General features: G+C 71.3%; 27 protein-coding genes, 1 tRNA gene and 1 riboswitch. Of the genes, 6 read left to right on the forward strand and 22 right to left on the reverse strand.

Annotated features, from left to right (window positions below):
- Window positions 1-26 precede the first annotated feature (26 nt).
- The 5 genes from AC0GKK_RS13945 to AC0GKK_RS13965 form a co-directional block, all read right to left on the reverse strand.
- Window positions 27-1,661 (reverse strand): FtsK/SpoIIIE domain-containing protein, encoded by a 1,635-nt coding sequence (locus AC0GKK_RS13945; RefSeq protein ID WP_489881792.1) that lies wholly within the window; start codon window positions 1,659-1,661, stop codon window positions 27-29.
- Window positions 1,658-1,828 carry a hypothetical protein gene (locus AC0GKK_RS13950; protein WP_489881793.1) on the reverse strand — a complete coding sequence of 57 codons (171 nt, stop codon included), beginning with the start codon at window positions 1,826-1,828 and terminating at the stop codon, window positions 1,658-1,660. Before AC0GKK_RS13950 ends, AC0GKK_RS13945 begins: the two co-directional genes overlap by 4 nt.
- The gene (locus AC0GKK_RS13955; protein WP_489881794.1) at window positions 1,825-2,166 is read right to left on the reverse strand and encodes a WhiB family transcriptional regulator; all 342 of its coding nucleotides are present in this window, start codon (window positions 2,164-2,166) and stop codon (window positions 1,825-1,827) included. Before AC0GKK_RS13955 ends, AC0GKK_RS13950 begins: the two co-directional genes overlap by 4 nt.
- Window positions 2,163-2,558, reverse strand: a complete 396-nt coding sequence (locus AC0GKK_RS13960; protein WP_489881795.1) for a hypothetical protein — start codon at window positions 2,556-2,558, stop codon at window positions 2,163-2,165. Before AC0GKK_RS13960 ends, AC0GKK_RS13955 begins: the two co-directional genes overlap by 4 nt.
- Before the next feature lie 166 nt (window positions 2,559-2,724).
- Window positions 2,725-3,147, reverse strand: coding sequence for a plasmid replication, integration and excision activator (locus AC0GKK_RS13965; RefSeq protein ID WP_489881796.1), 423 nt, complete (start codon window positions 3,145-3,147; stop codon window positions 2,725-2,727).
- A 202-nt stretch (window positions 3,148-3,349) separates the two neighbouring features.
- Between AC0GKK_RS13965 and AC0GKK_RS13970 the strand changes: the two genes are divergently transcribed.
- Window positions 3,350-3,916: a helix-turn-helix transcriptional regulator gene (locus tag AC0GKK_RS13970; RefSeq protein ID WP_489881797.1), complete on the forward strand. Its 567-nt coding sequence runs from the start codon at window positions 3,350-3,352 to the stop codon at window positions 3,914-3,916.
- Window positions 3,913-4,281 (forward strand): divalent-cation tolerance protein CutA, encoded by a 369-nt coding sequence (cutA, locus tag AC0GKK_RS13975; protein WP_489881798.1) that lies wholly within the window; start codon window positions 3,913-3,915, stop codon window positions 4,279-4,281. The genes AC0GKK_RS13970 and cutA overlap by 4 nt, the downstream gene beginning before the upstream one ends.
- A gap of 244 nt (window positions 4,282-4,525) precedes the next feature.
- Here the strand turns inward: cutA and AC0GKK_RS13980 are convergent, their stop codons facing one another.
- From AC0GKK_RS13980 to AC0GKK_RS13990, 3 genes are all read right to left on the reverse strand, one after another.
- Window positions 4,526-5,377, reverse strand: coding sequence for an alpha/beta fold hydrolase (locus AC0GKK_RS13980; RefSeq protein WP_489881799.1), 852 nt, complete (start codon window positions 5,375-5,377; stop codon window positions 4,526-4,528).
- Between the two features lie 418 nt (window positions 5,378-5,795).
- Window positions 5,796-6,437: a LysE family translocator gene (locus tag AC0GKK_RS13985; protein ID WP_489881800.1), complete on the reverse strand. Its 642-nt coding sequence runs from the start codon at window positions 6,435-6,437 to the stop codon at window positions 5,796-5,798.
- Window positions 6,438-6,805: 368 nt separating this feature from the next.
- Window positions 6,806-7,330 carry a DinB family protein gene (locus AC0GKK_RS13990; protein WP_253069279.1) on the reverse strand — a complete coding sequence of 175 codons (525 nt, stop codon included), beginning with the start codon at window positions 7,328-7,330 and terminating at the stop codon, window positions 6,806-6,808.
- A 122-nt stretch (window positions 7,331-7,452) separates the two neighbouring features.
- Between AC0GKK_RS13990 and AC0GKK_RS13995 the strand changes: the two genes are divergently transcribed.
- Window positions 7,453-8,439 carry a DUF418 domain-containing protein gene (locus AC0GKK_RS13995; RefSeq protein WP_253069280.1) on the forward strand — a complete coding sequence of 329 codons (987 nt, stop codon included), beginning with the start codon at window positions 7,453-7,455 and terminating at the stop codon, window positions 8,437-8,439.
- Window positions 8,440-8,515: 76 nt separating this feature from the next.
- On the opposite strand, the gene AC0GKK_RS14000 is transcribed toward AC0GKK_RS13995, so the two are convergent.
- The 3 genes from AC0GKK_RS14000 to AC0GKK_RS14010 are packed head-to-tail and all read right to left on the reverse strand — an operon-like array spanning window position 8,516 to window position 9,875.
- Window positions 8,516-9,154: a LysE family translocator gene (locus tag AC0GKK_RS14000; RefSeq protein ID WP_253069281.1), complete on the reverse strand. Its 639-nt coding sequence runs from the start codon at window positions 9,152-9,154 to the stop codon at window positions 8,516-8,518.
- 47 nt (window positions 9,155-9,201) lie between these two features.
- Window positions 9,202-9,582, reverse strand: coding sequence for a VOC family protein (locus AC0GKK_RS14005; protein ID WP_489881801.1), 381 nt, complete (start codon window positions 9,580-9,582; stop codon window positions 9,202-9,204).
- A gap of 35 nt (window positions 9,583-9,617) precedes the next feature.
- A complete protein-coding gene (locus tag AC0GKK_RS14010) occupies window positions 9,618-9,875 on the reverse strand; it encodes a hypothetical protein (RefSeq protein WP_253069283.1) in 258 nt (85 codons plus the stop codon).
- 72 nt (window positions 9,876-9,947) lie between these two features.
- Window positions 9,948-10,014: riboswitch (guanidine-III (ykkC-III) riboswitch) on the forward strand.
- Window positions 10,015-10,033: 19 nt separating this feature from the next.
- Between AC0GKK_RS14010 and AC0GKK_RS14015 the strand changes: the two genes are divergently transcribed.
- Window positions 10,034-10,348: a DMT family transporter gene (locus AC0GKK_RS14015; RefSeq protein ID WP_060713653.1), complete on the forward strand. Its 315-nt coding sequence runs from the start codon at window positions 10,034-10,036 to the stop codon at window positions 10,346-10,348.
- Between the two features lie 63 nt (window positions 10,349-10,411).
- On the opposite strand, the gene AC0GKK_RS14020 is transcribed toward AC0GKK_RS14015, so the two are convergent.
- The 10 genes from AC0GKK_RS14020 to AC0GKK_RS14065 form a co-directional block, all read right to left on the reverse strand.
- On the reverse strand, window positions 10,412-10,729 hold the full coding sequence (locus tag AC0GKK_RS14020; RefSeq protein WP_073575740.1) for a hypothetical protein: 318 nt from the start codon (window positions 10,727-10,729) through the stop codon (window positions 10,412-10,414).
- Between the two features lie 83 nt (window positions 10,730-10,812).
- The gene (locus AC0GKK_RS14025; RefSeq protein ID WP_073575739.1) at window positions 10,813-11,283 is read right to left on the reverse strand and encodes a (2Fe-2S)-binding protein; all 471 of its coding nucleotides are present in this window, start codon (window positions 11,281-11,283) and stop codon (window positions 10,813-10,815) included.
- A 10-nt stretch (window positions 11,284-11,293) separates the two neighbouring features.
- Window positions 11,294-13,645: a xanthine dehydrogenase family protein molybdopterin-binding subunit gene (locus AC0GKK_RS14030; protein ID WP_253069551.1), complete on the reverse strand. Its 2,352-nt coding sequence runs from the start codon at window positions 13,643-13,645 to the stop codon at window positions 11,294-11,296.
- A 388-nt stretch (window positions 13,646-14,033) separates the two neighbouring features.
- On the reverse strand, window positions 14,034-14,504 hold the full coding sequence (locus tag AC0GKK_RS14035; RefSeq protein WP_073575739.1) for a (2Fe-2S)-binding protein: 471 nt from the start codon (window positions 14,502-14,504) through the stop codon (window positions 14,034-14,036).
- 10 nt (window positions 14,505-14,514) lie between these two features.
- On the reverse strand, window positions 14,515-16,839 hold the full coding sequence (locus tag AC0GKK_RS14040; RefSeq protein WP_253068985.1) for a molybdopterin cofactor-binding domain-containing protein: 2,325 nt from the start codon (window positions 16,837-16,839) through the stop codon (window positions 14,515-14,517).
- Window positions 16,840-17,089: 250 nt separating this feature from the next.
- Entirely contained in the window at window positions 17,090-17,476 is a 387-nt protein-coding gene (locus tag AC0GKK_RS14045; RefSeq protein WP_489881802.1) for a hypothetical protein, read from the reverse strand.
- Between the two features lie 112 nt (window positions 17,477-17,588).
- Window positions 17,589-18,212, reverse strand: a complete 624-nt coding sequence (locus AC0GKK_RS14050) for a maleylpyruvate isomerase family mycothiol-dependent enzyme (protein WP_489881803.1) — start codon at window positions 18,210-18,212, stop codon at window positions 17,589-17,591.
- 124 nt (window positions 18,213-18,336) lie between these two features.
- A tRNA-Ser gene (locus tag AC0GKK_RS14055) sits at window positions 18,337-18,421 on the reverse strand.
- Between the two features lie 21 nt (window positions 18,422-18,442).
- A complete protein-coding gene (locus AC0GKK_RS14060; protein ID WP_208826060.1) occupies window positions 18,443-18,916 on the reverse strand; it encodes a nucleoside deaminase in 474 nt (157 codons plus the stop codon).
- A gap of 1 nt (window position 18,917) precedes the next feature.
- Window positions 18,918-19,433 carry a tRNA adenosine deaminase-associated protein gene (locus AC0GKK_RS14065; protein WP_174525539.1) on the reverse strand — a complete coding sequence of 172 codons (516 nt, stop codon included), beginning with the start codon at window positions 19,431-19,433 and terminating at the stop codon, window positions 18,918-18,920.
- Between the two features lie 109 nt (window positions 19,434-19,542).
- Between AC0GKK_RS14065 and AC0GKK_RS14070 the strand changes: the two genes are divergently transcribed.
- A complete protein-coding gene (locus AC0GKK_RS14070) occupies window positions 19,543-20,754 on the forward strand; it encodes a M20 metallopeptidase family protein (RefSeq protein WP_489881804.1) in 1,212 nt (403 codons plus the stop codon).
- 55 nt (window positions 20,755-20,809) lie between these two features.
- On the opposite strand, the gene AC0GKK_RS14075 is transcribed toward AC0GKK_RS14070, so the two are convergent.
- Entirely contained in the window at window positions 20,810-20,959 is a 150-nt protein-coding gene (locus AC0GKK_RS14075) for a hypothetical protein (protein ID WP_157818417.1), read from the reverse strand.
- A 323-nt stretch (window positions 20,960-21,282) separates the two neighbouring features.
- Between AC0GKK_RS14075 and AC0GKK_RS14080 the strand changes: the two genes are divergently transcribed.
- Entirely contained in the window at window positions 21,283-22,689 is a 1,407-nt protein-coding gene (locus tag AC0GKK_RS14080; protein WP_489881805.1) for an MFS transporter, read from the forward strand.
- Window positions 22,690-22,745 lie beyond the last annotated feature (56 nt).

The following is a 22,745-nucleotide window of genomic DNA, read 5'->3' on the forward strand; positions in this document are numbered from 1 at the left end:
TGGCGCCGGGGCCGTCTCGGGGGCGCTCACGCAGCACCTCCAGCGGGCAGCACGGGCGTCCCGGGGCGGAACGGCAGCACCGGCGCGGGCCGACGGGCCGGGTCCGGGGCCGGGTTGGTCACGAACCGCTCCAACTCCTTGATCGCCTCGTCCGACACCCACGCTGCCCGGACCCGCAGGGGCTCGCGGACACCCTCACCGAACAGGTACCCGACGCCGGGTTCGGACTCCCCGATGCGGTTCGCCCACGCACCCCGGTCATACGCCTGGTCCCCGAGCACCATCCCGACGTGGGACTTGGAGGCCACGCGCAGGCAGATGCGGCGCGGGAACAGCTCCCGGACCGGGACGGTGTCCTTGGTCGGCTCCTGCACGTAGCCGCGCACGGTGTAGCCCAGCGCGCGGCCCTGGGTGGTCAGCAGCGCGATCCGTTCGGTGATGGCCTCGCGGGTCTTGCGGTCTCCGACGTAGCGCAGCAGGGCGCCGATCTCGTCGAACTCCACGATCTCCAACGGGGTGTCCCGGGTGATCGGGACGAGCCGGGTGGTTCCGGCGTGCTCGCGCTTGCGGGTCTCCATCTGCTCGACCAGGTCGTCGAGCATGGCGAGGGCGTCCTTGGAGGTGACGGCGTAGCGGTGGAACAAGTCGCGGCCGTAGGCCAGTTCCATGCCCTTGGGGTCGATCCCGTTGACCCGGACCAGGCCGTCCCGGATGGCCGGGGCGATCGACAGCAGCGGTGCCCACATCAGGGAGCCCTTGCCCGCGCCGGTGGCGCCGCCGACGAGGGTGTGGCTGCCGCGGATCGACTGCCGCCACTCGGTGCCGTACTCGGTCGCCCCGGATAGCACCCGGTCCAGGTCGATCGCGTCGCCGGTGAGGCCGACCATCGCGTCCAGGACGGGTGCGTCGACGACGTGGTCGAGCAGGTTGCGGCGCTGATAGTCGATCGACACCACGTTCGGTGCCAGCTCCCGGACCTGGCAGCGGTTCACCCCGCGGGCGACGGCGAGAGCGCGTGCGGCGGTATCGAAGTCCTCCGGGGTCTGCCCCGGCACCAACCGCACCCACACCTCATCCCAGGACGGGCCGGAGCGGACGCCGAGGATGCGCGGGAGCTGGTCGCGGCGCGGACGGGACCGGGGTGCGGTGGCGGTGCGGCGCAGCGGGTTGACCTGTACCACGGTCGCCCCGGCCTGGTCCGGGACGGTCAGGTTGCAGGAGCGCAGCCAGCGCGGCATCCGCGGGGCGTAGACGGCCCAGCGTTGCCACCAGGACCGGATCCGGCGCCCGGCCCATCGGTCGAACGGCAACGGCGCAGCGACCCGCCACAGCCCCAGCACGGCCGCGACGGTGAGCGCGACGAGCAGCAGCGAGAGCCAGCCCCACCACCAGCACCACGCCGACACCACCGTGACGGTCGTGGTGGTGCGCCAGTGCCGGACCGCCCACACCAGCGCGAGCACGATCCCCTTGGCGGCGAGGTAGATGGCGACGAACACGACGGCGGCGGTGGCGAGGGCTTCGAGGACCCGGGCGAGGTAGTGCCCGATCCGGTACAGCACGTAGAGGACGACGGCGAGCACGGCGCCGCCGACCATGGTGATCTGCTCCCACGACAGCGGCGGCGTTTCGGCGCCGGGCGGGACAACGGCGGTGATCATCGACGGTCTCCCTTCCGGCGGGTGGTGCGGACGGTGGTGAGCGGGACCAGGGCGAGCTGGTCGAGGTGATCGGCGCACCGACGGCGACGCGGGTCGGGACGCTCGTGCAGCGGGGTCCGGCACACCTCGCACCGGGGCGGGCGCGGCGGCTTCATCGTGGTGGTCATGCGACGTCACCCCCGGCGGCCGGGCGGGTGGTGATCGTGAGCCCGGCCCGGTGCAGGGACCGGCGCTCTGCGGGCGTTGTGCCGCCGACGATCCCGAACCGGCGGGCCGGGTCCTCCGTGGACAGCGCGTCGGCCAGGCAGGCGGCCCGCACGGGGCAGGCTCGGCACACCCGACGGGGCGGCTCGACGGAGGGGGCGCGGTCGTCGACGGGGAAGAACAGCTCGGTGTCCAGCCCGGCGCACGCGGCCTCGTCACGCCAGCCGGTGGACGGGTCCGGGGCGTCGGGGTCGGCGAGCGCGACCAGGCGCAGCACCGGCCGCCCGGACAGCCCGGTCATCGGACGACCTCGGTCCCGGTGCCGGGCAGACCCGTGGCGGGCGCGGTGGTGAGACCGAGGTCGGCCCAGTTCGACATGGCCCCGGCCACGTCGGAGGTCGGGCGCTGCTCGGCGCGGGCGGTCCAGTCGGCGGCGGTGTCGGACCAGAACCGGGCCTCCCGCTCGGCGACCGTCACGGCGGCGTAGGCGGCCTGGGCGTGGACCATCGGCATGTCGTGGTCACCGACGATGCCGCGCTCCAACACCGCCCACCAGCGGGCCCGACGGGAGTGCAGCTCGGCCAAGCGCCGGGCCCGAGCGGCGTGCGCGAGCGGGTCACCGGGCGGGGGCGGGGCGGTGTCGCGGATCGCGGCGGCGACCCGACGAAGGCCGGCCTCCACGAGCCGGGCCACCGGCACCACCGTCGAACCAGTGGCGGCGGTAGGGGCAAGTGCAGGATAAGTGCTCATCTAGGGTCGGTGTCCTTCCGAACTCAGATGCCTGGCTAGGGCGTGGGTGAGGGAGATCCGGAGGGGGAGCCCGTTGCAGCGGGCCCCCCTCCACCTACAAGACCGCAGGTCAGGCGGCGTCCTGGTTCTTGCCGGGCGTCGGGCGCTGGTGACCGGGAGCGCGCATCCCGACGGCCCGGAAGCTGTAGGCCACCCGCGGCCGGCCACCGGACTCCTGCACGTACGGGGTCACGGTCAGGCCGTCGAACTCGACCGGGCGGAACGGCAGCCCCGCGGCCGCCTCCGGCGGGACCGGCTGATGCGGCGCGGAGATCTTCACCGTCACCGTCTTGTCCGTACGCCGCGCGGCCGGGTCCGCGTCAAGGACCGACACCGACCACACCGGCAGACCGGACTCCTTGTCGAGCTGCTGCACCGGTCGCCCCGGGGCGGACTTGTCGAAGTCACGCACCGGCTCGACCTCCGAGACGACGAACGCGCCGTGCGGGAACACGTCGCCCATCGCGACCGGGAACTTGTTGGTGATCGCCATCTGGCGCCTCCTCGGGTTGCTCGGCGAGACGGTCATGTCTGCCGAGGTCAGACCGGTGGGGCGGACGTTCCCGACCTCATCGCGGACTAACTAGTCCTACGATGAGGCGAACTAGTCCGGTTGTCAAGGACTAGGAAGTCCTACGACGATGGGGTGCGTGGAAATGGGCGAAGTGATCCGGCGACGCCGGGCCGATCTCGGCATGTCACAGGCCGATCTGGCGCGCGTGGCCGGTGTCGACACCCGCCAGATCCGCCGCTACGAGGCGGGCGAGCAGCAACCGCTGCTGTCGGTCGCGCTGACCATCGCCGACGCTCTCGGCATCTCGGTCAGCGAGCTGGCCGGTCGCACGCCGGGCCGGGTGAGCTTGACCGGTGATTGGTGGGCGTCCTGGCAGACCACCCGTGACGGCGTCGAGAAGATCGCCACCCAGCCGGTGCACATGCGCCAGGAGGGCGACCTCGTCCACATCGCTGCCACCCAACGCGGACTCAGCCAGGCCGAGGGCGGCTACCTCTGGTCGGGCGAGCTGCGCCTGTGGGACAACCAGATCCTCACCGGCTGGTACGCCGCAGCCGACGGCGCCGTGCGGTCCAAGGGAACGATGTTCCTAGCCATGCACCCGCACGGGATCGAGTTCACCGGCCGGTGGGTCGGTCTCGGCTACGACGACCAGGTCATGACCGGCTGGGCCACGATGGGCCGCACCCGCGAGGACTCCGAGCAGACCATGACCGACCTCATCGCCACCCGCCGCAGCACGCCGTGAAATCGCCAGACGAGGTCGAGCTCTGCGAAGTCGTCATCACCGCACCCGACCCCGAATGGCTGCGCGAGTTCACCCGTGACCTGGTCGTCGAGCGCCTGGCCTCCAACGTCCACAATTTCGCGCCCGTCCAGTCCACCTACCGGTGGGACGGCCAAGTCCACGACCGAATCGAAGGACGCGCAGCGCTCCACACCCGCCGCAGCCTCATCCCGACCATCGTCGAGCGAGCAGCGGCCGCGCATCCCTACGACGTCCCGAGCATCAGCGCCCGGCCGATTCACGACGGCAGTCCGACCTACCTCGCGTGGATCCGCGAGCAGACCGAGTCACCGACATCTGCGCGTGCTGCCGAATCCGGCTCTTGAGGATCAAGGCGCCGCCTCCGGCGGCGCGGGGCCGGCCACGCCGGCCCCGTCGCTCGCTCACTACACCTCCGGCCCGTTCGCGGCGCCGTGACCGTCTACCCGGCCCAGCCGTCGAGGCGTCGTTGACCACTGAGAAGATCGCCGGGCGGCGACCACGGAGACGGGCCGCTGGGGAACCGGTGCTCGGGTCAGTACGGCGCGCACGGGCGGCCTCGGCATGTCGCCAGCCGGACTAAGCGTCGGGTCATGTCGATGTGTGATCGAGCACCAACCTTGCTATCTCGGCGTACGCGCGACGTGGAAGCTCTGCGCCAACATCATCGAGCACTGCCAGGGAGGCGCCGGGGATCTCCTCCGCTAGCGCGTCCGCGTTGCCCACGGGGAAGAACGGGTCCAAGGCACCGTGCACCACCAGCGTCGGTGTCGTGATCTCCGAGAGTCGTTCGCGCCAGCGCGGCGCACAGTCCAGCTTGGAGAACACGGTGCTGAACAACCCGTTCTGTACCGACCCCGGATGCCCGCCGGAGCGGTCCAGGATCCTGCTCGTACGGGCGACTGCTTCGTCGACGTCGAACCGCGGCGAGCCGGAGAGCACTCGGGCCATCTCCACCGCCGCACTCAGGACCGATGACCGGTCCGTCCAGTCGACCGGTGCCGCACTACTGAAGTGCGCCATGATCGCAGGCGAATGGTCCGGTAGATCGCGGTCGACAGGACCCGGCGCGACCGGACGAGTGCCGATGAGCACGAGCGAGTCGACCCGTGTCGGGTGATCCAACGCGATGCGCTGTGCAATGAAGCCACCGGTCGCCATGCCGACGACGTGAGCGCGGGCGATCCCCAGCCCGTCGAGTACCCCGACGGCATCGGTGGCCAGATCGTGGAGCGTGTAGCTCGGCGAATCCGGGTCGCTCACGGTCGATCGGCCGGCGTCCCGGAGGTCGTAGCGGACGACGAACCGGTCACAGAGCCGACCTACGAACTCGTCGTCCCAGCTCGCAACGGTTGTGCCGATCAGCAGGACAGCTGGGTCCGTCGGGGAGCCGATGGTGCTGACACACAGCTCGACATCTCCCACCTGCAGCAGAGTCTCCATGCTCGGTCGACTCCGTGAACTGGAATGACTCATCGCTGTAGTGGTGCCGCCAGGCAAGAATCCACAGTGCTCCCATCCTCTGATGGCCGGACAGGGACAGAGATGTCCCGGGCTCCGCCCGGACCCGACACCGCTCGGAGATCAGGGAAGTGCGGCAGGGGCCGGTGATCTCCTCACGGCGCGCCGAGACGGCAACCAGGCCGGGGAGCGGGGCGCAAGGCGGGACCCCGTGCCCTGCACCCCACTCCCCGGCCTGGCAGGGGTGAACCCGCGCCGCGAGGAGATCACCAGCAGGCCGGGCATGTGGGGGAGAAGCCCCGTCGGTGCCGCTCACGGACGATACGCGGACGCGGGCGGGTGGTCCGCACTTAAGCCGCAGTTCAGGACCGGTATGGCAGCTCTCTGTAAATCCGTCGCTTTATCGCGATTCAGTAGCGAGTCGAACCCCAACACCGATCAGCACGACGGCTGCCACCCGCTCCATCCACGCTCGGACGCGGTCGCGAAGCAGCACACCTCGAGCTCGAGCCGCGATCATGATGAGGGCCGGATACCAGAGGAAAGTCACGGCTAGGTGGATCGCGACCAGTGCGATTCCCCATGTTGTTGCGCTCGGCCCCACTGGCAGGAACTGCGGCAGAAGACTGATGTAGAAGACCCCAACCTTGGGGTTCAGCAGGTTGGTGAAGAACCCCACCCGGAGTCCGGTACGAGTCGACACCTCCAGCGTTTTGAGGGCGTCAAGGCCACTAGCAGCCTCGGCCCTGTTGCGGGGCAGCGTCTTCCAGAGGCCCGACAAGCCTAGCCAGACTAGATAGACCGCCCCGGCGATCCGGACGATGTCGTAAGCGAGCGTGGATGCGGCCAGGAGCGCGGTCAGTCCGGCGAGGCTGGCACCGGCCCAGGCCACACAGCCGAGTGCGATCCCGCAAACGACGGCAAGCCCGCTACGTCCGCCGCCGAGGATGGTGTGTCGGAGGACGAGCATGGTGTCGATGCCGGGGGTCATGACGCCGAGGAGCGCGACGACTGTCCAGGTCGCCAGAGCTGTAGTGGACACGGAAGCCTCCGTCACTGTCGCCGAACAACGGGGTCCACATCAACACGGACGCTGCCCACTGTCGATCCCAAAGCAGCGCCCACGCCGAATACGTGCCGAACTTCGGGTGCGTCGCGAACAGCAGCCGATGTCCAGTCTCAGTCGCAGTCTCATTCGCCCTCGTTCATCGAGGTCCGGGGTGGCCGGACGGGGAGCCCGGACGCAGGTACGGGACGAGCCAACCGTGGCCGGACCCCGCTCCCCAGACTTGGAAAGCGTGTTGGGAGCAATCCCTCACGGGTTCAAATCCCGTATCCTCCGCCAGCAGGAAGGCGGAACGCCGGGCACACCCTCGCGGGTGGCCCGGCGTTCGTCGTTCCCGGGTCCGCTCAGCGACCGGCCGCGCGTACCAGCCGCAGCTGCCCGACCTCCGCGACGTTCTTCGCCAGCTCGGTGTTCACCCAGGCCAGGGTGTGGCCGACCGTCATCTCCGGATCCCCCTGCCACGGGAACGGGGCCTCCGCGGCGAGGTCGTCGTCGGACAGCCCGTCCAGGACGTCCGCCCACTCGTCACGCAGCGCGCGCATCCGGGCGACGGTCGATGCGGCGTCGCCCGGCCACACCACGTCGGTGCGGTCCCGCGGGGTCCGGCCGCGGAGGTGATCCAGCGTCACCGACCACCACCAGTCGATGTGCCAGGTGACCCACGCGATCGTCGGGACGGGGACCGGGTCGGGTTCGGAGTCCGCCCAGTCGGGCCGCCACGTCCCGTCGCCGGACGGGTGCACCGTCCAGCAGACGCGCGCCGGCCGCCACAGGGTCTCGTGGTCGTCGAGCCGGTCGAGGTGGTACTCGAACAGGGCCCACGTCAGGTCGAACTGCCACCGCAGGAGCGCGACACGGGATGCGGACATCGCCCGAGCCTGGCATTCCACGGTCCCGGCCGAAAGTACGACGCCCCGCAGGCGGAACCGGCCTCCGGGCCGATCCGCGAGCTCTGCACGGCCGCCACGCTGAACCGGTGCAGCGAACAGACGTGAGCGTTCCCCCGGATCCGACGACCACCGCGCCCGGCCGGGTCGACGCCCTCGACGCCCTCCGCGGGCTGGCCCTGTGCGGGATCCTGCTCGTCAACATGCCCGCGATCGCCGGGCTGCCGCCCGCCACGGGGTCCTGGAGCGGCACCCTGCCGCAGTGGCTGGAGCTCACCGCGCACCAGCGCTTCTTCCCGCTGTTCTCGTTCCTGTTCGGGCTCGGCACCGCCCTGTTCCTGGACGGGGCCGCCCGGCGGACCACCCGGCCACGGCTCGTGCTGCTCCGCCGGCTGCTCGTGCTCGGCGTGCTCGGCGCCGCGCACCATCTCCTGCAGCCCGGTGAGGCGCTGCTCCCGTACGCGATCGTCGGCGTCGTCGTCCTCCTGCCGGCCTCCTGGCTGCCGCGGCCGGTGATCGCACTCGGCGGCGCGGTCGCGACGGGCGTGGCGCTCGCGTTCACCAGCGGCGGGCTCCTCCTCGTGCCCGGGCTGTTCCTGCTCGGTCTCGCCGCCGCCCGCTACGGCCTGCACCACCGGATGGCGGCGCCGAACCGGGCCGTGTGGACGGCCGTGCTGGTCGGGGCCGTCGTCGTCGCGGTGCCGCTGCTGAGCATCCAGGTCGACACGATCGAGCACAGCGGATTCGACCGGGTGTCCTCGACCGCCGGGCTCGTCATGGCCGTCGGGTACGCGAGCGCACTGGTGCTGCTGACGGCGTCCCGGGTCGGGCCGTGGGTGTCGTCCGTGCTCGCCCCGCTCGGCCGACTCGCGCTGACGAACTACCTCACGGCGACGCTGCTGGTCGTGCTGCTGACCACGGCCCCGGCGTTCTCCGGCCCGGGCGGGTACCGCGCCCTGCTCCCGCTCGCCGCCGGGATCCTGGTGGTCCAGATCGTCGCGAGCCGCCGGTGGCTGCGGCGCTTCCGGTACGGGCCCGCGGAGTGGTTGTGGCGCAGCATCTCCTGGTGGTCACCCGCACGGATGGTCTAGCCCGTCCCGGGTCACCCGAGCGGTGCGATCCACCGGCCGGACGCCGGTCCACCTCGCCCTGTGGTCATGGTCCCGGCTACTGCGACGACCCCGTCGCCGCCACCCCGACGCCGAGCCCGATCATCGCGAGCCCACCGGCACCGCCGACGGCCGCGATCCGCCTCGGCGACGACGCGAACCAGGCCCGGGCCGATCCGGCGGCGAGGGCCCACACGCTGTCGAGCACCAGACCGATGGCGACGAAGAACGCCCCCAGCAGCAGGATCTGCGTGGCGACCGGCCCGCGGGCGTCGACGAACTGGGGCAGGAACGCGACGAAGAAGACGACGGACTTGGGGTTCAGCAGGCCGACCACCAGACCGTCGACGACGCTGCGGGCCGGACCCACCTGCCGGGCGTCACCGGCCGAGCGCTGCATCGCGCGGACGACGTCGTGCCGGTGCCGGAACGCCGTGATCCCCAGGTGCACCAGGTAGGCGGCACCCACCAGCTTCAGGACGGTGAACGCCGCGGCGGACTGTGCGACGAGGTGTCCGAGGCCCACCGCCACCGCGACCACCTGCAGGAAGACGCCGACGGCGTTGCCGACGACCGTCGCCAGCGCGGCGGACCGGCCGGCCGCGAGCGCGCGGCCGACGGTGAACACGACGCTGGGTCCGGGGACGACGATGACGACCGCCGCGGCGGCGGCGAACGCGAGGAGTCGATGGTCCACGGCGGAAGCGTCCGCCGGCCGGCCTCCGGTGTCGAGCCCGTTCCCGATCAGCGTCGGGGCGGCGCCGGCCGGTCCCCACCGTCGACGACGCAGAACCGGTTGCCCTCGGGGTCCTGCATGATCACGTAGTCGGCGTCGTCCGGCCGGTTGGTCCACGGGACCTCCTGCGCGCCGAGGGCGACCAGGCGCCGGACCTCGGCCTGTTGGTCGTCGGCGTAGAGGTCCAGGTGGATACGCGGCGGCAGGACCCGCTCGGACGGGGCGACGTCGAGCGAGACGTTCGGGCCGGGGCGGCCGTCGCCCGGGCGGAGGAGCACGAAGTCGTCGTCCGCGGGGGTGCGCACCTCGTAGCCGAGCGCCTCGGTCCAGAACCGGACCTGTCGTGCGAGGTCGGTGACGCGCAGGACGACCGAGCCGACGACCAGCATGCGACGACGGTAGCGGGATCGATGCGGTTCAGGTCTCAGCGCAGCCGGGCGATCAGCCGGAACACCAGCCACAGCAGCGCCGCTCCCCCGCAGACCAGGCCGATGCCGACCAGCACGACTCCCAGGATCGGCCAGGTCAGGTCCGGACCAGGTGGCTCGGGGGCCCCGGGCGGAAGGTGGTACACGTGCGGCTGGTCGCCCTGATCGGGCAGCACCCGCTCCAGCCAGGACGGCAGCAGCACGATCCCACCGGTCACCAGACACAACCCCGCGACGACGGCGAGCAGGCGCACCCGAGAAGGGTAGGGGGCGGTCCGACCGGTCACCATCACTCGACCCGGGCCCGGCGGTCCGCCATCCTGGTATCGGACCGCCCACCCGGCGGCTCCCCGGACGAGACGCGCCGTACCCGGAACGCCAAGACGACGCATCCTTCCGGGAGGAGCTCGTCATGGCATGGATCTACCTCGTGGTCTCCGGTGTGCTGGAGACGGTGTGGGCCGCGGCGCTGTCGCAGAGCCGCGGGTTCAGCAGGCTCGGCCCGTCGCTGCTGTTCGCGGGCGCGCTGGCCCTGAGCATGGGCGGGCTGGCCCTGGCGTTGCGCGACCTGCCGGTCGGCACCGCGTACGCCGTGTGGGTGGGCATCGGCGCGGTCGGCACCGCGCTCTACGGCATGGCCGCCCTCGGGGAGCCGGCGACGACGGCGCGGCTGTTGTGTCTGCTGGCGATCGTCGCCGGTGTGGTGGGGCTGAAGGTCCTGCACTGAGGCTGGAGACGACGGCGGGGCCGGACCTCGTGAGAGGTGCCGGCCCCGCCGCCTGGGAGCCCCTTACTCGAAGGGTCCGTCCTTCAGCAGCCCACCGACGGGACCCTCGACGAAGCGGGGGTCGGCCTGCGGGATCTCGGTGTCGGTGCCGTTGACTCCGTCCGGCCGGTTGTTCGGCGAGAAGGTGTCCGCGGCGTCGAGGAAGCTGTAGCCGAACGTGTCGGAGGTCTCGAGCACGGCGTCGAGGCCCTGCGTCGGGCTCTGGGTGCTCGGGTAGCCGTGGTCGCGGTCCTCGTCGGCCGCGGCGATGCCGGCCAGCGGGAACGCCACGGCGCCGAGGGCGCCGACGGCGATCAGTGAGCGGCGCATCCGGTTCTTCATCGAATCCGTCCTTCGGTTGGGGAGCAGGCCGTTCACACTAACGGCCCAGCGCGGTACGGCGTACGGAGCACGCCGCACGGTCGTCACATGTTGTCGGCGCCGGCCTTGATCGCCTCGCGGATGCGGTTGTAGGTGCCACACCGGCAGATGTTGCGGATCTCGTCCAGGGCGTCGTCGTCGATCGAACGGCCCTCGGCCGCACACCGCTTGACCAGGTCGATAGCGGCCATGATCTGACCGGGCTGGCAGTAGCCGCACTGGGCGACGTCGTTGTCGATCCAGGCCTGCTGCATCGGATGCAGCTCCTCACCCTTCGCGATCCCCTCGATGGTGGTGATCTCGTCGGACTCGGAGATGGCGCCGACCGGCACCGAGCAGGGGTTGAACGCCTTGCCGTTGATGTGACTGGTGCAGGCCTTGCAGACGTTGATCCCGCAGCCGTACTTCGGACCGGTCACGCCCAGCAGATCCCGCAGGACCCAGAGCACGCGGACGTCGTCCTCGACGTCGACGGTGACCTTCTCGCCGTTGACCGTGAAGGTGTGGGAAGGCATGTCAGTCTCCTCAGCGGACGAAGTCGAGGCCGTTGGTCGGCGACGGCGGGACGGGCGGGACAGTCGGATACGGCTCGAACGGCAGCGGCTCGTTGTGCAGGATCGGGAACTCGGTCGGGACCTTCCCGGTCGCGCGGGCGTAGGCGTTCGCGATCGCGCCGCAGGTGGCCGCCACGCCGAACTCGCCGGCGCCGCCGGGCTCCGGGGCCTCGGAGTCCTCGATGAGCACGATGTTCATCTCCGGCGGGGTGTTCCACTGCCGGGTGTAGAAGTAGTTGTCCCAGCTGGCCTCGACGAAGTGACCGTCGACCAGGTGCAGGCCTGAGGTCAACGTCATCGCGATGCCGTCGTTGATCCCGCCCATCATCTGGGCCTCGAGACCGCGTGGGTTGATGATCAGGCCGACGTCGACGACGTAGGTGACCTTGGTGACGCGCGGGCCGGTGCGAGCGGAACGGATCTTCCGGTTCACCGTCTCGGGGCGGCAGTCCAGCTCGACGACGGCGCAGGCCACGCCCTTGTACTCGACGTGCATCGCGATGCCCTGGGCGGTGCCCTCCGGCATCGACTTGCCCCAGTCCGCCTCCTGCGCGGCCCGGTCGACGACGTTCTTCCAGCGGGTCAGCTTGGTGAACTCCGAACGGAACTCGTACGGGTCCTTGCCCATCTTCGCCGCGACCTGGTCGATCATCAGCTCGCGCGCCGTGGCCGTGTCGGGCGAGTAGATGTTGCGCATCGAGCAGGTGTTGAAGCGCATGTCGACCTCGTTGAGCAGCGAGGTGGCAGCGCCGACGTTGTACGGGTTGGTCTGCGTCGTCAGGTAGATGCTCTGCGAGATCGTGTAGTTGCCGCCCGGAGCCTTGTTCGCCGCGGCGGTGATCGCCTCGGACAGGCCGGGGTTGATCTCGGAGGCGACGCTGGTGTGGCGGATCTCGAAGCTGGACACCGCGTCGCCGGAGACCTGCGCCCGGACCCGGGTGGTCGCCATCGGGTGCGTGCGCCCCTGGCGGGAGTCGTCGGCGCGGGTCCACATGAGCTTGACCGGCTTGCCGAACGCCTGCGAGCACTCGGCGGCCTCCTCGAGACCGTCGAAGAACAACCGGCGGCCGAACGAGCCGCCGCCCTCGGTGACGTGCACGGTGACCGCGTTCTGCGCGATCCCGAGCTTCTTGGCGATCTCGGCCTGCGCGGCGATCGGCGACTTGGACGGTCCCCAGATCTCAGCCGAGCCGTCGCGGACGTCGGCGATGGCGCAGTTGGTCTCCAGCGCGGAGTTGCTGCGGAAGTAGAACGTGAAGTCGCCCTCGACGGTCTCACCCGGCACCTGGGGCACGGCCAGCGGCAGCTCGCCACGGCGCAGGGCCGCCAGCACGGACTCGTCGTTCTCGCCCTCGACCGTGCCGCCGTCCCAGTCGACACGCAGCGCGTTGACCGCGTCGACGGCCTGCCCGAACGTCTTCGCGCGGACCGCCACGCCGGTCGGGACCTGCTCGACGTCGGTGACGCCGGGCATGTTCCGGACCTCGTCGATGTTGCGCACACCCTGCGGGGCCGAGTTGATGTTCGGACCGCGGCAGATGACGGTCGGCAGCGCGTCCGGGATCTGCAGGTCGGCGAGGAACTTCTTCTTCCCGGTCACCATGGCGCGCGCGTCGGACTTGGTCCGCGGCTTCCCGATGACGGTGAACTCCTCGCGGTCCTTCAGGACGACGTCGACGGCCTCGTTCACCGAGCTGGACGCCAGCTCGGTGAGCTCCCCGAAGGGCAGCTGCTCGCCGTTGTTGCCGGTGATGAGCCCCTGACGGCTGCGCAGCACGTTCACGTCCTGGCGCAGCTCGTTCGCGGCCGCGTCGAGCAGCCGCTTCTGCGCGAGCGCCGCCGCGACCCGGATCGGGGTGTAGGTGGAGAACGTGGTCGTCGAGCCGCCGGTGAGCTGGTTGAACACCAGTTCCGGGCGGGCGTCGGCCAGGGTGACGATCACCTGGTCGGGGTCGAGGTTCATCTCCTCCGCGATGATCATCTGCGTCGAGGTGATGATGCCCTGGCCGTTGTCCGAGCGCGGCAGCGCGAACGAGACGGTGCCGTCGCGGTTGACCTCGATGCGGATGAGGTTGGCGGTCGGGCGCGCGGAGTCGCGGATGACGTCGAGCAGGTCGTAGAGCTCGGCGGGCAGGGGCGGCGACGGGATCGCGGCCGCGTTGGCCTGCGGGACGCCCGGGAAGTAGGTCTGGCGCCCGATCTCGGCCGCGACGACCAGCGTCGGGGCGGCGACCAGGTAGCCGAGGAACCGCCGGCGGCTGACGTTCTTGCGGTCGTCTCCGGACGCCGGACGCTCGGGGGCGGTGGCGCTGTGAGCGGGCATCGTTGTCCTCTCGGAATGTGCTGCGGTGCGCGCCCGATGCGACGTCCGGTGCGGGGAGCGGGGGACGACTGCGGGGCTTTCGGACGATCAACGACGTGCCTGATTCGACGGATACGCGTCGGTACGCGCGGCACACGTAGAGGGAAATCCGCTGGTCGGACTGTCCGAGATCCAATGATTCGCAGGTCAACGACCTGGCGTTCAGGGTCCCCTTACCCGCAGATGCGGATGACTTGCCGCCACAAGTTCCGCAGGATGGGGTTGCTCTACCGCCGAGTAGACCACTCGTACGGGTGATCCGGTGGAGAGCACCCGAACCGGGACCCGGGTGTCGACCGAAGGGGCTGCGCCCGCCGCCCGGGTCCCCGGTGCGGCGGGCGCATGGTCGTCACATGTTGTCGGCGCCGGCCTTGATCGCCTCGCGGATGCGGTTGTAGGTGCCACACCGGCAGATGTTGCGGATCTCGTCCAGGGCGTCGTCGTCGATCGAACGGCCCTCGGCCGCACACCGCTTGACCAGGTCGATAGCGGCCATGATCTGACCGGGCTGGCAGTAGCCGCACTGGGCGACGTCGTTGTCGATCCAGGCCTGCTGCATCGGATGCAGCTCCTCACCCTTCGCGATCCCCTCGATGGTGGTGATCTCGTCGGACTCGGAGATGGCGCCGACCGGCACCGAGCAGGGGTTGAACGCCTTGCCGTTGATGTGACTGGTGCAGGCCTTGCAGACGTTGATCCCGCAGCCGTACTTCGGACCGGTCACGCCCAGCAGATCCCGCAGGACCCAGAGCACGCGGACGTCGTCCTCGACGTCGACGGTGACCTTCTCGCCGTTGACCGTGAAGGTGTGGGAAGGCATGTCAGTCTCCTCAGCGGACGAAGTCGAGGCCGTTGGTCGGCGACGGCGGGATCGGCGGGACGGTCGGATACGGCTCGAACGGCAGCGGCTCGTTGTGCAGGATCGGGAAGTGGTCCGGCACCCGGCCGGTGGCGCGCGCGTAGGCGTTCGCGATCGCCCCGCAGGTCGGGGCGACGCCGAACTCGCCGGCCCCACCGGGCTCCGGCCGGCCGTTGTCGACCAGGTGGACCTGCAGGTCGAGCGGGGTGTTCCACTGCCGGGTGTAGAAGTAGTTGTCCCAGCTCGCCTCGAGGAAGTGACCGTCGACCAGGTGCAGGCTTGAGGTCAGCGTCATCGCGATCGCGTCGTTGATCCCGCCCATGATCTGGGCCTTGAAGCCGAGCGGGTTGATGACCAGACCGCCGTCGACGGCGAAGACCGCCTTGGTCACCCGCGGGCCGGTCCGCGCCTGGCGGACCTCACGGTCCACGGTCTGCGGGCGGCAGTCGATCTCGACCAGGCAGGCGGCGAAGCCCTTGTACTCGACGTGGAACCCGATCCCCTGCGCCGTGCCGTCGGGCATCGACCGGCCCCAGTCGCCCTCCTCGGCGACCTTGTCGAGCACGGCGCGCATCGCGTCGTTGCGGAGGAACTCGCGGCGGAACTCGTAGGAGTCCTTGCCCATCTTCTCCGCGATGCGGTCGACGATCAGGTCGCGCGCGGTGCAGACGTCGGGCGAGTACACGTTGCGCATCGAGCCGGTGTTGAACCGCATGTCGACCTCGTTGAGCACCCGGGTCTGGGCGCCGAAGTCGTAGGGCGTGGCCTGGGTCAGCTCCCAGATCGCCTCCGCGACCGAGACCTGGCCCAGCGGCGCCTTCGCGGCGGCCGCGGTGACGGCGTCACCGAAGCCGTGCCCGAAGTCGCAGCTGACACCGGTGTGCCGCTGCTCGAAGCTGACGACGGACTCGCCGGCGACGACCGCCCGGATCCGGGAGGTCGCCATCGGGTGCACCCGGCCCTGGCGGGAGTCGTCGGCGCGCGACCAGATCAGCTTGACCGGCTTGCCGAGCTTCTGGGAGATCTCGGCGGCCTCCTTGGCCGCGTCGCCGAAGAGGCGACGGCCGAACGAGCCGCCGCCCGGGACGATGTGGATGGTGACCGCGTTGACCGGCAGCCCGAGCTGCTCGGCGATGTCGTGCTGCACGGTGATCGGGATCTTCAGCGAGGTCCAGATCTCGCACCGGCCGTCCCGGACGTCGGCGATCGCGGTGTTGGTCTCCAGGGCCGAGCTGCTGCGGAAGTAGAAGGTGAAGTCGCCCTCGACGGTCTCCCCCGGCACCGACGGGACCGCCAGCGGCAGCTCGGCCGCCCGTACCTTCTGCAGCACGGACTCGTCGTTCTCGCCCTCGACGGTGCCCGCGTCCCAGCGCACGCGCAGCGCGTTCGCACCGTCGACGGCCTGGCCGTAGGTGTGTGCCCGCACGGCGACGCCGGTGGCGCACTCGACGACGTCGGTGACGCCCGGCATGGAGCGCACCTCGTCGGCGTTGGCGACCGAGACCGGGGCGCAGTTCAGGTTCGGGCCGCGGCAGATCACCGTCGGCAGCGCGTCGGGGATCTTCATGTCGGCGATGAACTGCTTGCGGCCGGTGACGATGTCGCGGGCCTGCGCGTTGCGCCGGTCGGTCCCGATGACCGTGAACTCCTCGCGCGGCTTGAGCACCACCTCCACCGAGCGGGTGGCGTCGACGGCCGCGGCCTCGGTGAGCTCCCCGAACGGGATCGCGCTGCCCCCGGCGCCGGTGATGAGCCCGGCGCGGCTGGTGAGGGTGCCCACGTCCTGCTGGAGGAGGGCGGCGGCCGCGTCGAGCAGCCGGCCCTTCGCGATCGCCGCGGCGACCCGGATCGGGGTGTAGGTCGAGAACGTCGTGCTGGAGCCGCCGGTGAGCTGGTTGAAGACCAGCTCCGGGCGCGAGTCGGCCAGGGTGACCGTCACCTGGTCCGGGTCGAGGTCCATCTCCTCGGCGATGATCATCGCGGTCGAGGTGATGATCCCCTGCCCGTTGTCCGACCGCGGGAGCTGGAACGACACCGTGCCGTCCCGGTTCACCTCCACCCGGATCAGGGCCGAGGTCGGCCGGGAGGAGTCGCGGACGGCGTCGAGCAGGTCGTAGGCGTCGGCCACCTGGGGCGGCGACGGGATCGCGGCGGCCGAGGCCCCCGGCGGGGCGAACAGGTGCTGGCGGCCGACCTCCGCCGCGACGACGAGGGTGGGGGCGGCGACCAGGTAGCCGAGGAATCGGCGACGGCTGACATCGCGGCGTTCGGTGCGTGCACGTGTCGGGGCAGACATCGTTGTCCTCTCCTTCGCTCCGTGGCCCGGGGGGAGCGGCCGGCGGAGTCCGTTGGAGAGCGGAACGAGAGGTCAGTGGTCGTGATGCGCTCGGCGCTGTGACGCACGGAACCCGCTGAGATCCGCATACCGCCGACGATCGGCGAGAACGTATCCGCAGATGCGGATACGTTGTGTCTCACAGGTCCGAATCAGGCGGTTGTGCGCCGGATATTCCGTTCACCTGTTCGAGCGAGCGTCACTACCAACTTCAGTGGGTACGCCGACCGGCGCGCAGCAGCTTCACGAAGGTCCAGGGCAGGACGCCCAGCGCACCCAGGACACCGACGATCCCGGCGACGACGATCGCCCAGTGCCCGGCACCCGGCTCCGGCGTCGCCACGAGGCCGGCGACCAGCACCAGCGCCGGGACGGCCACGATCCCCGGCCACACCAGGGTGCCGAGCCACTTCTCCCCGACCGTCCAGGAGCGACCGGTCCACAGCATCACGACACCGGCGAGCCAGCCGACGACGGGCAGCACGAAGCCGCCGAGCATCAGCATCAGGACGGTGAGGACGGGGTAGGCGTCCGGGTCGCCGGGGCGGGCGGGCTCCGGGGTCGCGTGGTCGTGCGGGGTGGTGGTCATCGTGGTCATCTCCAGCTCCTCGTGTCGGGGTGTGCACCCACTGTCGCGCCGAACGGGGGTCGGCCACATCGGAGCCGGGAATGATCCACGGCGTCGGACCACGGTCGGAGACGGGACGCGCTCACTCCGCCCGCGCGAGTGCCTCCGCCCCGGGACCGGTGAGCGCGTCGTCCCCCGGCGGCCGGCCCGAGACCGCGAGGAGCAGAGCCAGCGCGGTCCCCCGCACCTCGGGGCCGCTGCCGACCACCAGGCCGGTGTCGGTGGCCGACAGGCGGAGGCCGGCGACGGTCTCGCGGGCACCCCCGAACGAGGTGGAGGTCCGGACCTGCAGCGCGAGCGCGCGGGCCACCGCCGCGGGGGCGTAGGTCCGGACGATCCCGAGCGGTCGACGGACGTCCTCCCCGTGCACGACCATCTCGACCAGCCGGGTCGCGAGCGGGGCCGGCGGTGTGGCGGTCATCGGCACGCACTCCGCGAACCGGCGCAGGGTCTCCTCCGGCGTCGCACCGCGTGCGCGGGCGATCCCGTGCTCGTTCTGCCGGTCGAAGTCCATGCGCGCCCGCAGCATGCCGACGACGAACCGGCCCCGGGTCGTCCGGGCGGTGTCGACGAGGTGGGCCAGCACGTCGTGGACGGTCCACCCGGGACAGAGCGACGGGGTGTCCCACCGGTCGCCGGACACGTCCCGCAGGTCGGCGACGAGCGCCGCGCGCTCGGAGTGGACGAGCTTCCAGACCTCGGTCACGGTGGTCCTCCCGGGCGTCGCGCGGATGGTCGGCTGCTCCTGGGGACCACCCGGCGGCCGTGGACTCATCGGCCGGACGACAGAGGGCCGGACCCCCGACTCGGGGATCCGGCCCTCCGACCAGCGGTAGCGGTGGGATTTGAACCCACGGAGGCGTGAACCTCACGCGCTTTCGAGGCGCGCTCCTTCGGCCGCTCGGACACGCTACCGCCGACAAGGTTACAAGAAGCTCAGTCGCGGTCGGCGCACGGGGTCCGGCCGAAGAACTCACGCATCAGGGCGGCCGCCTCACCTGCGCGGACCCCGCCGACGACCTCGGGCCGGTGCGCGAGCCGCCGGTCGCGCAGCACGTCCCACAGCGAGCCCGCGGCACCGGTCTTGGGCTCCCACGCCCCGAACACGACGCGCTCGACCCGGGCCAGCCCGATCGCGCCGGCGCACATCGTGCACGGTTCGACGGTGACGGCGAGGGTCGTCCCGGTCAGCCGCCACTCCCCCACGACGGCCGCGGCGGCGCGCAGGGCGAGCACCTCGGCGTGCGCGGTCGGGTCACCGGTGGCCTCACGGGCGTTGCAGGCCGCGGCGAGCTCGGTGCCGTCGGCGGCGAACACGACCGCGCCGATCGGGACGTCCCCGGTCGCCTCGGCGTCGCGCGCGACGTCGAGGGCACGGCCCAGCGCGAGCCGATCGGCCGGGCGGAACAACTCAGGAGCCGACGAGCTCGTCCAGCGCGGCGGCGAACCCGCAGCGGCGGGCGATGGTGTCGAGCTGCTCGTCGGGGTACAGCTCGAGGTCGGAGACGAGGATCTCCAGCTCGTCGGCGGGCAGGCCGAGGTCGGCCAGGATGCCGAGGTCGCCCTCCGGCCAGGCGTCGTCGAGGGCGTCGTCGTCCGGGGGGAGCTCGACGCGGAGCAGGTCGAGCACGTCCGCCGCGATGTCGTAGTCCAGCGCGGCGACGGCGTCGGAGATCAGCAGGCGTACCCCGCCCGCGGACGGGCGGAGGAGGACGAAGAACTCGTCGTCGACGTCGAGGAGGCCGAGCACCGCACCGGTGGAGCGCTGCGCGCGCAACGCGGTGATCGCCGCGTCGAGGTCCACGAGCGCTTCGGAGTCCAGCCGGACACAGCGCCAACGGCCCTCCTCCCGGATCGCGGCGACCGCGAATCCGGGCAGGGCGGCGCCCCGGGTGTCCGGGGCTGCCTCGACGCTCTGTGTGGCCACGCACCAACGGTACGTCGCTCCGGGGCTGTGAGTCACGCCACGACCAGGTACGCGTGGTCACACCGGGCCCGCGGGCGCCGGACGGGCTCCGGTCAGCGACGATCGGTCCATGCCCATCACGCCCGCCTCGGTCGCGGGACTCCCCGGCGGCCTGCTCGAGGCCGCCCGCGTCCTGCAGCCGCGGACGGTCGCGCTGCGCCGGGAGCTGCACCGGGCACCGGAGCTCGGACTGCACCTGCCCCGCACCCGGGACGCGGTCCTGCGGGCCCTCGACGGGCTGCCGCTGCGGATCCGCACGGGCGGGTCCTGCACCTCGGTGACCGCCGTCCTCGACGGCGACCGTCCCGGACCGACGGTGCTCCTGCGGGGCGACATGGACGCGCTGCCGCTGCCCGAGGACAGCGGACTGGACTTCGCCTCGGGCACCGACGGCGTCATGCACGCCTGCGGGCACGACGCCCACACCGCCATGCTCGCCTCGGCCGCGCGGCTGCTCGCGGACCGGCGGGACCGGATCGCCGGCCGGGTGGTGTTCATGTTCCAGCCGGGCGAGGAGGGGTTCCACGGCGCCCGGCACATGATCGACGAGGGCGTGCTGGACGAGGACCCCGAGCTGGCCTACGCCCTGCACATCACCTCGACGGTGCCGACGGGGCAGCTCCACCACCGGCCGGGCCCGATCATGGCGGCCGCGGACGTGCTGCGGGTCCGGGTGACCGGCCGCGGCGGGCACGCCTCGGCCCCGCAGGACGCCTGCGACCCGGTCCCGGCCGCCGCGGCGATGGTCGGCGGCCTGCAGACCCTGCTGACCCGCCGGGTCGGGCCGCAGGAGTCCGCGGTCCTCACGGTGTCCCGGATCGAGGCGGGCACCACCGACAACGTCATCCCGGAGACCGCGGAGCTGACCGGGACACTGCGGACGTTGTCGCAGCCGGTGCGCACGCTGCTGCACCGGGCGGTCACCGAGCACTGCCGGCACACCGCGCTGGCCTACGGCTGCACGGCCGAGGCCGAGATCGTCCCGGGCTACCCCGTCACCCGCAACGACGACCGCGCGACCGCCGGGCTGGTGCGCGTCGCGGAGAAGGTGCTCGGCCGCGGCGCCTGCGTGGCGATGCCGGACCCGCTGATGGGGTCGGAGGACTTCTCCTACGTGCTGGACCGGGTGCCGGGCTCGCTGGCGTTCCTGGGGGCGCGGCCGCCGTCGGTCGACCCGGCCCTCGCCCCGCCGAACCACTCGAACCGGGTGGTGTTCGACGAGGCCGCGTTCCCGGCGGGGGTCGCCGTGTACGCGGGACTCGCCCTGGCCGCGACGGGCTGAACGCGCGACGGCGCCGCACCCCCGGACGGGGACGCGGCGCCGTGCACGCGGACGCTCAGACGGTCTCCTCGACCTGCTCGGCCGGGGCCACGCGGCCGTAGCCCTTCCAGGTGCGCTGGGCGTAGGCGGCCAGCGCGGAGGTGACCGCCAGGCCCACCCCCGTGCTCGCGATGATCGACAGGAAGACGGCGTTCGACACAGCCATGACGGCTCCTCCTCACACGGGCACGCGCCGGGTCCGGTGACCGGGTCCGGATGACCCGGGCGGAGTCGCGACGCTTGCGAGTCCCACGGGCGCCACCTGCGCCCGCCGACCACGGTCCCACGTCGGAAAAGCGCTGTCCCGCCTGCGGAACCACCGAATCGAATGACTCCGCTCACAGACACATCGGTGCCTCATCCGGCACCGGGGGCGACGTCTCGTTAACGTCGGGGAGAACTGTTTGACGAAACGGACAGAACGACACGGATTGACAATTTCCCGACGAAAGCTTCATCCGTGGCGTGCACTGTCGCCAGGGGGAACGCGTGGACGACACAGCAGAGGGGACGGTCGACGGCGTCACCGTCACCGATCCCGCGACCATGCGGCGCGCTGTTGCGGCGGCCGCGGTCGGCAATATCACCGAATGGTTCGACTTCGGTGTCTACGGCTATCTGGCCACGACCATCGAGGCCGAATTCTTCCCACCCGGGCCGCTGTCCCAGGTGGCGGTGTTCGCGACGTTCGCGATCGCGTTCTTCTTCCGTCCGCTGGGCGGGCTGTTCTTCGGTCCGCTGGGCGACCGCATCGGCCGCACCAAGGTCCTGTCGATCACGGTCATCCTGATGGCGCTGGGCACGTTCCTGATCGGGCTCATCCCGTCGTACGCCTCGATCGGGCTGGCCGCGCCGATCCTGCTCGTCGCCGCCCGCGTCCTGCAGGGCTTCTCCACCGGCGGTGAGTACGCCGGCGCCATGACCTTCATCGCCGAGTACGCCCCCGACCGTCGTCGCGGGTACTTCGGCAGCTTCCTGGAGCTCGGCACGTTCGTCGGCTACGCACTCGGCGCCACCATCGCCTCGGTGCTGCCGCTGGTCCTCAGCGCCGAGTCCATGTCGAGCTGGGGCTGGCGGATCCCGTTCTTCGTCGCGCTGCCGCTGGGCATCGTCGGGGTGTACCTGCGGGTCAAGCTGGAGGAGACCCCGGCCTTCCAGACCCTGCTCTCGGAGTCCGAGGAGCGCGAGGGCACCCAGGTGAAGGACGGCCTCAAGCTGATCTTCACGAAGTACCTGCCGACCTTCGTCATGGTCGGTGGCGTCGTCGTCGCCTGGAACGTCACGAACTACATGCTGACCAGCTACATGCCGACCTACCTGGAGACCACGGTCGACCAGCACGGCGGCACCTCGATCGACTCCACGACGTCGTCGTGGCTGCAGATCGCGGTGCTGTGGCTGGCGGTGTTCATCATCCCGCTGCTCGGGTGGCTCTCCGACCGCACCGGGCGCAAGCCGATCATGTGGGTCGGCGCGGGCGGGCTGATCGTGCTCGGCATCCCGATGATCCTTCTGATGCAGAACGGGTCGGTGCCCGCGGTGTTCCTCGGCCTGCTGGTCATGGGGCTGCTGCTGATCTGCTTCTCGGCCACCGGACCGTCGACGCTGCCGGCGCTGTTCCCGACACAGATCCGCTACGGCGGACTGTCGATCGCGTTCAACATCTTCGTGTCGGCGTTCGCCGGGACCGTGTCGCTGGTGATGTCGGCGCTCGTCCTGTCCACGGGCGACCTGCTGTGGCCCGGCTACTACCTGATCGCGGCGGGGGTCATCGGCGTCGTGACGCTGCTGTTCCTCCCCGAGACGGCGAACCGGCCGCTGCGGGACTCGCAGCCGTCGGCGGGGTCGGTGGACGAGGCGCGCGAGATCGCGGCGACGATGCACGCCGCGCGCTGACCACCGGTTGTCGGAGTCGGGGAGCGACGGCACGCTGAGCGCGTGCTGCCGCTCCC

It is taken from the genome of Pseudonocardia sp. P-1 (assembly GCF_058111925.1).